Raw genomic sequence first — 11,113 nt, 5'->3', positions numbered from 1 at the left:
TCGATGTAGGCCCTCTCGCTGTCTATAAACGTAATGTCTGTGTTTCTGAAGGTGTTTAAACTGCATTTAATCTCCATGTCTCTCTCCTTATGCTAAATTATGAATGTAAGTTTCAATGGTTTCTGCAAGCTTGCCGGCGCTTAAGCCATAATAATCCAAAAGCTCGCGGTAAGGTCCTGTCTGGGTAGAGCCTGCCTCGATGCCCAGCACATGCACGGGTGCGCAGTGCGGCATATCGGCCAAAAGCTCCAGCACACTGCTCCCAAAGCCGCCGGTGGTGATGTGCTCCTCAACCGTGCACATAAGGCGGCAATTTTTATAGGCATCGCGGATCAGCTTTTTATCCAGCGGCTTAACGGTTGTAAAATTGAGCACCTTAACCTTATAGCCCTTTTCGGCCAGCCTTTTTCCTGCCTCCAGCGCGTCCATGCTCAGTGTTCCCGTGACCAGGATAACCACCTCATCACCGGTGTCTAAAAGGCTTTCACCCCTGCCGATTTCAAAGCTGCGCTTCTCTGGGTCCACTGGCATTTCCATGGCGTTTCTGGGCATACGGATATAGACAGGCCCCTTACAGGCCACGGCCTTTCTGAGTGACATCTCTACCTCGTAGCCGTCACCTGGATTAAAGATCACCATATTGGGCACGGTTTTCAAAATGGACATATCCTCCAGCGCCTGGTGGGTAGAGCCCAGATTGGAATGGGACAGGCCGCTGCTTGAGCCGATAATTTTGACGTTCATGTTGGAATAGCCCACATCGTTTCGGATCTGCTCAAAGCACCGCATGCTGATAAACGGCGCAATGGCGGATACCACCGGCACTCTTCCGGATTCCGCCAGACCGGCACAGATGCCGATGGCGTCCTGCTCGCTGATCCCAACCTCTAAATACTGCTGGGGCAGCGTGTCCTTAAAGGGATTCATGCCTGAGCCGGCGCCGGAATCACAGGACACCGCCATAACGCGTTCGTCTGCTTTCCCGATTTCCAGAAGCACCTCGCCAAAAACATCTCTTGGATTCTGTTTTGTTCCTGCCATTATGACCACCCCTTTGCTTCCTGATAGCTGCGTAAATCTTCCAATGCCTGTCTGGCTTCCTCTGAATCCTTTCCCGGGTTCCAGTGGTGGTACTTCACGTTGTTTTCCGCAAAGGACATTCCTTTGCTCTTGATGGTATTGGCAATAACCATTGTTGGTTTTCCAGCTTGAGCGGGTGTCTGTTCAAAAATTTTCAGCATGGCCGCCACATCGTGGCCGTCCACAACTTCAACAGCCCACCCGAAGCTTTTGTATTTTTCCGCAAGATCCGCGCTGTTAAGCACTTCTTTCGTCGCGCCATTGATCTGCAGGCCGTTGCGGTCAATAACCGCAACCAGATTATCAAGCTCATGGTGCGCTGCAAACATTGCAGCCTCCCAGTTAGAGCCTTCTCCCTGTTCACCGTCGCCCATCAGGACAAACACACGGTTGTCATGGCTTTTAAGCTTTGCGTCCAGGGCCATACCGCAGCCAATGGGCAGGCCATGTCCCAGAGCACCGGAGCTGAAATCCACCCCCCGGAACTTTTTCATATCCGGGTGTCCTGGCACGATCGTGCCCAGATGATTATAGCTGTGCAGTACCCGCTCACTCTCAAATCCTTTTTCAATCAGCGTCCCATATAACGCCAGGCACTTATGCCCTGCGCTCAGAATAAGGCGGTCTCTTTTTTCCCATTTGGGTTTATTGACATCAACCTTCATCACCCCAAAGTACAGGGTCGCCAGAATATCGGTGCAGGAAAGGGACGGCCCGGCATGACCATCCCCATTCTCAATAATGGTTTTTACAATATCGTTTCGGATATTAAATGCCTTTCTCTCAATTAATTCGACTTTGTCCACAAGTAATTCCCCCTCGGTCATCATTAGTGGTCATGACCAGTTAAGACTAGTATAGTTCCTGTGAAACCGTTTGTCAACTCTTTTTACGCCCATAAATTTGTCTATCTTTTAACAAGATTAACTGGTCATGTCCTTCTGAGAGGTAATCTGGTGCTTTTTCTTTTAACCCGTCATGATGTAAAATTTTATAGAAGCCGGCATTAAGCTTTTAAGCTTTTTATTAAGAAAAGAGGACCGGTAAGCCTTACCGGTCCTCTTGGAAATTTTTATTTAGCAGCAGCAATCCAGATCGTTGCCGCATTTACAATTTGACATTTTCTTTTGCATGATGGTTTTAACCAGCTCCTCCTGGCTCAGTCCTGCCCAGTCCAGCAATTCCTTATTGGAGGGGTATTCACCGCTTTTGACAATCCTGCCGTCCAGCATCACTGCCGGCAGAGCCTTAACCCCTTTTTCGTCAATCAGCTGTTTAAGCTCAGGCTTCTCCTTATAAAGCGAGGGCTCCTGCATGGGATTATAGCGGATAATATCCTTCCCGGCCATTTTCAGATTTTCTAACATGGTGGTAATACGCATGTACTCTTTATTGCCCATGGGCTCGCACTCTCCTGCGTAGCACTGGATATCCGGATCGAAAATTTCTATATGATGCATCATTTATGACACCTGCTTTCGTTTTTCTTTCTAGATACCCCAAAGTGAGCGTCTAAAACCCTGTTCCAATTCTTTTAAGCCTCGCCCGCTCCTCCGAACATCTCCTCCAGCTTGTTGAGCGGAAAAGGAGTTCTCGCCAGCGGCTTAACGGCGATGGACATCAGCAGCGCCGGGTTATCATCCGCCGCGATGCGGTTTGAGCTCAGCGCGCCGCACAGGCGGCACCGGTGTATAATGGCCCACTCGCCGTTTTTCCGAACCCACACGCTCACCGGCTCCATGACGCCATGGCACAGGGATGCGCGGTCTCCGGGCCTGTTGTCGACATGGAGGCTTGACAGGCATTTGGGGCAATGGTTCCTGTGCTGGCTGCCGGCTCCCTCTGGCGCGACTGGGGCTCCGCACACCTTACATACAAAGCTCTCGGCGCAGGCGGTATGCCTGTAGTCGGCCTGCATTGCTGCTTTGGGCTTTTTCCCTGACATACCCTGATAGGCGTCGTACCGCTCCCGTTCAATCCGGGCCTCCCGAAGGGCCTGTATTACCGCGCAGCCCTCTTCGTGGGTGTGCGTACAGCTGCTGAAGCCACAGGCAGCGGCCAGCCCGGCGATTTCGGGAAATACCGCGTTGCGTTCGTCTGCTGTGATTTCCTCCAAGGCAAAATCCCGAAAGCCCGGCGTATCAATCAGCCATGTGTTTTGGGGACCGGCCTCCAGCTGGCTGGTGTGTGTACCAGGAAGCTTTCCAGGTTTTTTTTCATTTTCCATGAGTCTGGTCAAAATCTTTTGGATCAAAGCCGACTTACCGCAGGAGCGGTCACCAACGACCACCCCTGTTTTGCCAGACACTGCTTTTGTCAGCGCCTCCAGCTCCGCCCCCTCAGACCCGGTAAAGACAAGATCTGCCGTTTCCCGATAAAGCGCTATTTTATTCTCAAGCAGGCTTCTTTCCCGCTCGCTGATCAAATCCCATTTACTGATCAGAATAAGGATCCTGATTCCGGCCCGCCGGGCCGCGATGCTGGCCGCCTCCAGATAGCCGGCCTGATGCCGGAGATACTCTGCTGTCACAATGACTAAAAGGTAGTGCACATTGGCCGCTACCAGTACCGATTCTCCCGGCGAACGCCGGTTGCCCCGGAACACCGCTGTTTCTCTGGGCAGGACAGCGGATAATTGGTACATCTGGCTGCCGGCCGGGCTTACAGCCACCCGGTCTCCCACCGCCAGCGCATTCTTTTCAGAAACCAGCGCCTGCGGCAGCAGGCAGCTTACAAGCTTATCACCTGCCAGCACCTGGGCCTGCTTATTCATAATTTTAACAACGGTTGCCTCTATTGTATCTGCTCCGATGTATTTTATCGGATCATTCTTTTTTATCTGTTTCTTTTTCATTTCATTTCTCCAATCTGTTTCAGAAAATACTTTTTGCCCCAAAAGCATTATACCGGCTGTTTTACCAGCCCGGCAACCGCCTTTATTTTTCTGAAACAAAAAAGCGCCGTTTGGTTTTTTAAACCCGGCGCTTCTGTTACTGGTTTTCCAGTTTACATTTTGCAATAATTTTCTGTATACTCTTCGGCGACAGGAAATAGGCTTCTGAAAGGCCCGAGACTGGCGTTCCTTCAAGGTACTGCCTGTAAATCTCCCGGTTTCTCAGAAGTGTTTCCTGCTTTCGATTGGTATTCTGCCCCCAGACCTTTCGGTTTTTCTCTTTTCTGGGCACATAGATATATTCTCCGTCAATATAGTCCTGAATTTTGTCGACGAGTTCTTTTGGCAGCACGTCGCCTGCCTTTATATAGCTCATGTTGCTCCTCCTAATTTATTTTTTTAGGATTAAGCAAGGGCTATACGCGTATCATTAGTCTGATGCCGTGCGATAGCCCCTGCTATGCACAACGATCCGAGTGATATTTCATAAAGCATTTCCTTTCATTTATAAGCTGGAATACAAAAAGCCCGCAGAAAACACACCACACCTGTAAAAGTGCAGAACGCTCCTGCGGGCAAAATAAATCAAATATAAAACCACAGAACAGCAAAAGCCGTTGTGCCGTCATGATTTGATGATATGAAGCAGTCTGTCTGGTATGTTTCTAAAAAGGGCAGCAAAACAAAAGGGGCCTTCCCCATCACAGCTGTACCCTTTCAACTGTATTTAGTTGAGAACCTCATAAACAGACAAAACCGACATCAACACACCTCTTTCACTCATTTTTCTAAATTATAACATCCAGGCCTTCCCTTGTCAAAGCTTAAATCTTTGCCGCGATGCACGCCATCCGCTCGGCCTCCTCCACATAAACCAGGTGCAGGGCTGTGCGGTACACGGCGCTCAGTGTTTCTTCGCTGAGTATCTCGTTGACGGTTCCGGTTACCATGCGCCCGTCCCGGTCCAGTATGCCTGCCTTTCCCTCCAGAAGAATCGGCTGGTCCGGATTGTGGGTTGTCATGATCACCGCATAGTCACGGCCGCACAGTTTTTTGATAAGCCGCATAATATTCAATTGGTTTCCATAGTCCAGCGCTGAGGTCGGCTCGTCAAAAAGAATGATTTCCGGCTGCTGCACAATGGCTCTGGCAATGCACGCCTGCTGCTTTTCACCACCGCTGATCTGGGTGCAGAGGCGGTGGGCAAGATGCTCAATGCCGAGCAGGGCAATGGTTTCATCGACAATTTCATAATCCTTTTTCTTTGGCGTCACCAGCATTCCCACATGGGCGGCTCTCCCCATGGCGATGTAATCCCTGACTGAATAGCCATAGGTGATCTCGGTGGTCTGGGGCACATAGGCGATTTTGAAGGCCGTTTCCCTGGCGCTCATTTTGTCCAGGCGCACGCCGTCCACCAGTATCTCGCCTTCGGTCAGGGATGTCAGGTTTGCCAGGGCGTTGAGAAGCGTTGATTTGCCTGCCCCGTTTGGCCCGAGGATGGTAAAGATTTCGCCCTTGTCCAGCGCAAACGAAATACCGCTGAAAACATTCTGCCTTGTCGGATAAGAGAATCCCGCGTTTTTCACTTCCAGTAATGCCATATCACTCACTCATCCTTTGCTTGATCAATACCCAGGTGAAAAAGGGCGCCCCGATAAAGCCGGTTAAAATGCCAAGGGGTAGCTCGCCCCCGGTAAGGGTCCGGGCAAGGGTATCAATAATGATCAGAAACCCGGCGCTGAGCAGGGTGGTAACCGGCAGCAGCCGCACATTGTTGCTGCCCACCACCATTCTGCCCAGATGCGGCATCACAAGCCCGATCCATCCGATGGTTCCGCTCATACATACCGCCGAGGCTGTCAGCACCGTTGAGCAGATTATGGCAATCCCTCTTTCAAAGCGCAGATTAACCCCCAGAGAACGCGCCTCATTATCCCCGAGGGACAGGATGTTAATCCGCCAGCGCATGACAATGAGCACCGCGCCGCTGATGATCATAATCGGCGCGATCGCAAAGATCGTGGGATAGGTGACCTTCGCGATGCTCCCCAGCTGCCAGTAGGTCATATCCGGCAGCTGTGTGTCGGTGTCTGCGATGTATTTTGTCAGGCCGATGATGGAGTTCATAAACCCGCCCACAATCACACCAGCCAGCACCAGCATCATGGTGGAGTTGCGGTGCATCAGCTTTGGAATGGAGGTCGTGACAAATACCGTCAGAAGCCCGCCCGTAAAGGCCAGCACCTGTGTCATTCCGCTCCCCAGACTCATGAGAATCGCAACCGCGGCTCCCACACAGGCTCCGGCGGAAACACCCAGAAGGTCCGGGGACACCAACGGATTTTTAAACATTCCCTGATAGGTGGCTCCGGCCAGCGCCAGGGAGCCGCCAACCAAAACAGCTGCCAGCACACGCGGAAGCCGCAGGTTGATGATGACATCATACATGGTTTTATCCCAGGTCGGGGTGATGGGAAAAACCTGTGCCAGCAGGATTTTCACCGCCTGCATCACCGGCACATAATAGCGTCCAACACACAGCGCCGTCAGAATAAGCGCGATTACGATAACCGCCGCCAGTGTCAAAACCAACCCCAGCGGCCTGTCTTCCGGATTTTTTACCTTGTTTTCTTTTATATCTCTCGCCATACAATTTTGTCCTTTGATTTTCAAAAAGCCGCCGATCACTCGGCGGCTTTGACGGTTTCTTCTTTTTCGTTATGTCTTGACCTGTGGTTCTCAAATGGGCTTAGCGGCCGTCTGGGGCATTTTTGCCTGCCAAAATCGCATCCGCATATTCATCGGAGAGCTCATAGCCCAGATAATCCTTGTAGAAAGAAATGGTTTCTTTTTTCATGTCAATGTCTTCAAATTTATCCGGGTATAAGGTTTTTGCCACCCAGAGTACCTGCAGGGCAGACTCCGAACCAAAGCGGTCCCACTGGAAGGTTCCCTGCGGATTGCGGTAAACCTTGCCGTCCTGAACAGCCTTCAGGTTTGCCAGTGAGGCGTCGCTCATCAAAGCGTCATAGGCATCTGCCTGTCCTGTTCCGCCGACAATGATCACATCCGGATTGATACTCAGGAACTGCTCCGGTGTAATTTCCTTGCTCATGCCCTGGAGAATGCCGTCGGTGGACAGCTTGCCGCCAGCCATGGTCAGCCATTCTTCCTGCATTGTGCCGTTTCCGGTTGTTTTATAAGGGCTTGTGCCGCTCTGTCCATCGACATAGTGCACGACTGGCTTGTCCTCATCCTTTATGTCTTTTAAGCGGTCCTGAACCAGCTTGATATTTTTTTCCAGATATTCAACGTATTTGTCTGCCCGTTCCTTTTCACTGCTGCCCAGGGCTTCGCCGGTTTTCTGAACCGATTCCTTCAGACCATCATAGTTGTTGAACATCATACACGCAGCGTTGAGGCCAGCAGCCCGGTAGGCTTCAGCATCCTCATCGCTGGAGGTGATGACCAGGTCCGGCTTCAGATTTAACAGCTCTTCTGCCGTGATATCGCCGTTTCCGCCAACGGTTTCTTTTTCCATAATGGCCGGATTGACAATCTGCATCCATTTAAAGCTTGGTTTTTGCAGTGTTGCCATATAGGCTGTCTGTTTGTCCTGCGCGCCCAGCGCAATCATGATCTGGTTGCTGGACGGCCATAGGTTAATGACCGATTTCACTTCGGCCGGGATCGTTACCTCGACACCCGACATATCGGTAATGGTGCGGTCACCGCCTGTATTCTCAGATTCGGCTGTGCTGCCGCCGTTCTGCGAACAGCCGGCTGCGGTAAAGCTGAGCAGAACCAGCACCAGCAGTACAGATAGGGCTTTTTTAAAATTTTTCATTTCTCACATCTCCTTCTTTCCCTATGTTTTTATATACAAAAACGGACATATTCCGCATAAGAATATGCCCGTTTGGTATCAAACAGTTCAGTGCACTCTTCTCAAATACGGAAAGCACAGGCGTTTCCCCCTGCACTCATCGGTCCACAGCCATGGGAATTCCTTTAGGCCTTCGGACTCGAATGCTTATTTCATTTTAAAGTTCCAGTTTTCCCGGTTTCCACCACATGACATAGGACTCGGTCTCGCGCCGGAAGGATACGCCGCCGCCAGGTAAATCCGTAAGCCACGCATCCACGTTTCTCCTGAAAATTTCTTCCCGGTCCCGGGGTACCGGGTGCAGGGTTCTCAAGTCATCATAGGCGGCTTCGCGGTTCTCGTAATCACAGTGGAAGCCATCGGTGACCACTTTAACGCTTGGGTTTACACCCATATCGTAGAGTAAATTGAAATTCACATTGTATCCGAGCAGACGGTTCATCGGAGGCATTGGCCTCAGCGCATCATCCACCCCATAAAACAGAGCGTCATGCACCTCCTTCAGGCTGGGACTTTTTGTCCAGCAGAGGATAAAGACATACTTGTCTGCCAGTGCGTTCAGCTTTATGAGATCTGCCAGCGCCGTTGTGCGCGACGCGATGACGACATCGTGTTTTTCGATATTCTCACCAGGCTTTACATCATCCCAGTTTAAAAGCCGGGTGGTCAGATTTGAAGCACCGGCAGCGTCGGCGTTTTCCTGGCATTTTGCCAGCATCTGTGGGGCCACATCCAAGCTCGTGACGCTTTTTGCCATCGCGGCGGCTGGCACCGAGAGACGGCCTGGTCCACAGCCGACATCTAAGACAGTGTCATCCTTTGTAATGATCATGGCGTCCAGCTGATTTTGGGTATACTCTCTTTCCAGCTGAGCCATTTTATTGTACATTTGAGCGGCAGCGCCCCACATTTTAGCGGGATCGCTGTCCATGGGCCCGGCCTTGGCGGCCGGACGGCTTAACTCTGAAAGCGCTGCCCAATTCAATAATCCGTTCATCATTTCACCACATTTCCCTGTTTTTCACGATAAGCACAGCTTATTCTGAAAACAATTACCACTTCATTCTATCGCGTTTTTTCAGGATTGTCCAGAAGGTTTCCCCTGAAAACAATTTTTTACCCTATTTTTTCATTCTCTTTAAACTTCTGTCATTCTTTCCAACGCTTTAGCAACCGTCTGAAAAATCCGCTCATTGGATGGCATGCGGTTGGGCGCTTTGCCCGCTTCATTTTCGACAAAAATACAGCCGTCGTCCTTCAGCGTCTGAATGTTCCGCTGTACGCTGGGCTTGCCATACATCATTGGGTTAATGTTGTTGGCAAATACAATGGGTCCCGTGGTGGATAAAATGGTCGTGGTCAGCAGGTTATCGGCAATGCCGTTGGCCGCCTTGCCAATGGTGTTTGCAGAGGCTGGAGCGATCAGCAGCAAATCGGACTGATCGGAGGTTCTGTGGCCAGGGTCCCATACCTTTGGCTCTTCAAACTGGTCGATTTCAACCGGATTTCCTGATGCACGCCGCAGTGGAAGCGGGGTAATAAAGTGAAGGGCATTCGGGGTCAGCATGACCTTTACCTCTGCTTTTTCATCCCGCAGCATACGGATCAGCCCGGGAATCTGGTCAACCGGAGTACAGGCCGTAATCCCAATGGTTATGTTTCTTCCATTTAACATTTTCATTTCTCCTGTAAGCATCTGAATTTTATTATTTATTATAGCATAAGCGGTTCAAAAGGTATAATACACCCGCAGGCTTACATAAAAAAGCACCCTCATAACCGAAAGGGTGCTCTGCTATAATTCTCATTCCATCTTTAGTTTCACGATTTTTTGCGGAGATACGCATAATAGTAGACACAGGGTACAATGATGGCGCCGCCGATAATGTTGCCGAGCGTAACCGGCAGCAGATTATTCAAAAACATCTGTCCCCAGCTGACGTCCGCGCCTAAGAAAATACCAAGCGGAATATAGGTCATATTGGCCACACTATGCTCAAAGCCCGAAAAGACGAAAAGCATAATGGGGAACCAGATCGCAAAGATTTTACCGATCATGTCCTTTGATCCTGCCTGCATCCAGCACGCTAAAACAACTAAAATATTACATAGAATCCCACGGATGAGCGCTGCCGAAAAAGACATCCCGACCTTTGCCTGCGCAACAGCCAGCGCCTTGTCCAGAACAGCGTCAGCATAAAGGCCGCTTTTGGCCAGCACAAAGGCCAGCAGGATCGAACCGATTAAGTTGCCGATATAGACAACCACCCAGTTTGTCAGAAGTCCCTTGACGGTGATTTTTTTATCCATCAGGGCCAGCGTCATTAAATTGTTGCCTGTAAACAGCTCTGCCCCGCATAGAATAACCATCATCAAACCTGCCGGGAAAACCGAAGCCCCCACCAGCTTAGCGATCATGGCCTCACCTAAAGCACCTTTGCCTATTCCTGTCGCCAGTAAAAAGCCGTGGGCGCCAAAGCCGATAAAAATACCTGCAAAAATGCCGAGAACCAGCATTTTACCGATGGATAGGGACGCTTTTTTTACACTATTCCCAACCCATACTTCTCCAATCTCCGCCGGAGAAAGAAAACCATTCATTTCACACACCTCCTGAATATTTTATTTTAAAATTATATCATAACTTTAAGTTTTATTAAAATGTAAATTTTTACTCTTTTTAACCTATTTTTTATATTTTATGCGTTAAAAATCAGCAATAAATTACTCTATTGTTACTTTTCGAGAACTTTTCGTAAGTTAATTATCAAACAAACTTATATTTTAAAACACAAAAAGCAGAACCGCATGGTCCTGCCCATTCAGCAAAAGGTTCAAAGGGCCGCCGAGGATGCGACGGCCGTTTGACTTGGTAGATTATATAGCTTAGCGCTCTCTGTCTAAACGACAAAAAGCAGCAGGAGCTCATCGGAAATAACCGTTTTCTAAAAACCCACTAAAAAAGGGCATACTTCACCCGTGTCGAAGTATGCCCCTAAAAATTTTCAGGAATCATCTGCACTCTTCTCAAACACGGAAAGCATATCCGTTTCCAGATATACTCATCGGTCCCCGGCCATGGGGGCTTCACTTCCTTTAGGCCTTCGGACTCGAATGCGGTTATTTATTTGTTTACTTCTTTCAGATAAGCTGAAAGAAAGTTACCCTTATTATAAAACATTTCCCTTGCGAAGTCCAGTATTTTCTTTCAGACGCTTTCAAATAAAATACTGTGTACTATTGACATACTG

At 49.7% G+C, this 11,113-nt stretch carries 11 protein-coding genes and 2 riboswitches; all 11 genes read right to left on the bottom strand.

Annotated elements, in window-relative coordinates; genetic code table 11:
- Nucleotides 1–87: 87 nt before the first annotated feature.
- The gene (locus I2B62_RS16030; protein ID WP_195270042.1) at nucleotides 88–1,041 is read right to left on the bottom strand and encodes a transketolase C-terminal domain-containing protein; all 954 of its coding nucleotides are present in this window, start codon (nucleotides 1,039–1,041) and stop codon (nucleotides 88–90) included.
- Nucleotides 1,041–1,886 (bottom strand): transketolase, encoded by an 846-nt coding sequence (locus I2B62_RS16025; protein WP_347707832.1) that lies wholly within the window; start codon nucleotides 1,884–1,886, stop codon nucleotides 1,041–1,043. Before I2B62_RS16025 ends, I2B62_RS16030 begins: the two co-directional genes overlap by 1 nt.
- Before the next feature lie 270 nt (nucleotides 1,887–2,156).
- Nucleotides 2,157–2,543, bottom strand: coding sequence for an arsenic metallochaperone ArsD family protein (locus tag I2B62_RS16020; RefSeq protein ID WP_195270040.1), 387 nt, complete (start codon nucleotides 2,541–2,543; stop codon nucleotides 2,157–2,159).
- Nucleotides 2,544–2,614: 71 nt separating this feature from the next.
- Complete coding sequence (rsgA, locus tag I2B62_RS16015; protein ID WP_195270039.1) at nucleotides 2,615–3,934, bottom strand: ribosome small subunit-dependent GTPase A; 1,320 nt, start codon at nucleotides 3,932–3,934, stop codon at nucleotides 2,615–2,617.
- A gap of 136 nt (nucleotides 3,935–4,070) precedes the next feature.
- Nucleotides 4,071–4,349, bottom strand: a complete 279-nt coding sequence (locus I2B62_RS16010; RefSeq protein ID WP_195270038.1) for a CD3324 family protein — start codon at nucleotides 4,347–4,349, stop codon at nucleotides 4,071–4,073.
- 448 nt (nucleotides 4,350–4,797) lie between these two features.
- The gene (locus I2B62_RS16005; protein WP_195270037.1) at nucleotides 4,798–5,577 is read right to left on the bottom strand and encodes an ABC transporter ATP-binding protein; all 780 of its coding nucleotides are present in this window, start codon (nucleotides 5,575–5,577) and stop codon (nucleotides 4,798–4,800) included.
- A gap of 1 nt (nucleotide 5,578) precedes the next feature.
- Nucleotides 5,579–6,625 carry an iron ABC transporter permease gene (locus I2B62_RS16000; RefSeq protein WP_207736032.1) on the bottom strand — a complete coding sequence of 349 codons (1,047 nt, stop codon included), beginning with the start codon at nucleotides 6,623–6,625 and terminating at the stop codon, nucleotides 5,579–5,581.
- A 100-nt stretch (nucleotides 6,626–6,725) separates the two neighbouring features.
- On the bottom strand, nucleotides 6,726–7,823 hold the full coding sequence (locus tag I2B62_RS15995; protein WP_195270036.1) for an ABC transporter substrate-binding protein: 1,098 nt from the start codon (nucleotides 7,821–7,823) through the stop codon (nucleotides 6,726–6,728).
- Nucleotides 7,824–7,901: 78 nt separating this feature from the next.
- Nucleotides 7,902–8,019: riboswitch (molybdenum cofactor riboswitch) on the bottom strand.
- A complete protein-coding gene (locus I2B62_RS15990) occupies nucleotides 8,020–8,862 on the bottom strand; it encodes a class I SAM-dependent methyltransferase (protein WP_195270035.1) in 843 nt (280 codons plus the stop codon).
- A 138-nt stretch (nucleotides 8,863–9,000) separates the two neighbouring features.
- A complete protein-coding gene (locus tag I2B62_RS15985) occupies nucleotides 9,001–9,537 on the bottom strand; it encodes a flavoprotein (RefSeq protein WP_243259558.1) in 537 nt (178 codons plus the stop codon).
- A gap of 146 nt (nucleotides 9,538–9,683) precedes the next feature.
- Complete coding sequence (locus I2B62_RS15980) at nucleotides 9,684–10,463, bottom strand: formate/nitrite transporter family protein (protein WP_195270033.1); 780 nt, start codon at nucleotides 10,461–10,463, stop codon at nucleotides 9,684–9,686.
- Nucleotides 10,464–10,866: 403 nt separating this feature from the next.
- Nucleotides 10,867–10,990, bottom strand: a riboswitch (molybdenum cofactor riboswitch).
- Between the last annotated feature and the right edge of the window lie 123 nt (nucleotides 10,991–11,113).

It is taken from the genome of Eubacterium sp. 1001713B170207_170306_E7, from assembly GCF_015547515.1.
Taxonomy (GTDB): Bacteria; Bacillota; Clostridia; order Eubacteriales; family Eubacteriaceae; genus Eubacterium.
Note: the sequence above shows the minus strand (reverse complement) of the source record. Positions and strands in the feature narration are given on the sequence as shown.

Bases quoted from the DNA above. Each gene is read 5' to 3' on its own strand.
- I2B62_RS16020 (WP_195270040.1), bottom strand. From the start codon at position 2,543: ATGATGCATCATATAGAAATTTTCGATCCGGATATCCAGTGCTACGCA.
- I2B62_RS15995 (WP_195270036.1), bottom strand. From the start codon at position 7,823: ATGAAAAATTTTAAAAAAGCCCTATCTGTACTGCTGGTGCTGGTTCTG.
- I2B62_RS15985 (WP_243259558.1), bottom strand. From the start codon at position 9,537: ATGTTAAATGGAAGAAACATAACCATTGGGATTACGGCCTGTACTCCG.
- I2B62_RS15980 (WP_195270033.1), bottom strand. From the start codon at position 10,463: ATGAATGGTTTTCTTTCTCCGGCGGAGATTGGAGAAGTATGGGTTGGG.
- I2B62_RS16000 (WP_207736032.1), bottom strand. From the start codon at position 6,625: ATGGCGAGAGATATAAAAGAAAACAAGGTAAAAAATCCGGAAGACAGG.
- I2B62_RS16010 (WP_195270038.1), bottom strand. From the start codon at position 4,349: ATGAGCTATATAAAGGCAGGCGACGTGCTGCCAAAAGAACTCGTCGAC.
- I2B62_RS16005 (WP_195270037.1), bottom strand. From the start codon at position 5,577: ATGGCATTACTGGAAGTGAAAAACGCGGGATTCTCTTATCCGACAAGG.
- I2B62_RS15990 (WP_195270035.1), bottom strand. From the start codon at position 8,862: ATGATGAACGGATTATTGAATTGGGCAGCGCTTTCAGAGTTAAGCCGT.
- rsgA (WP_195270039.1), bottom strand. From the start codon at position 3,934: ATGAAAAAGAAACAGATAAAAAAGAATGATCCGATAAAATACATCGGA.
- I2B62_RS16030 (WP_195270042.1), bottom strand. From the start codon at position 1,041: ATGGCAGGAACAAAACAGAATCCAAGAGATGTTTTTGGCGAGGTGCTT.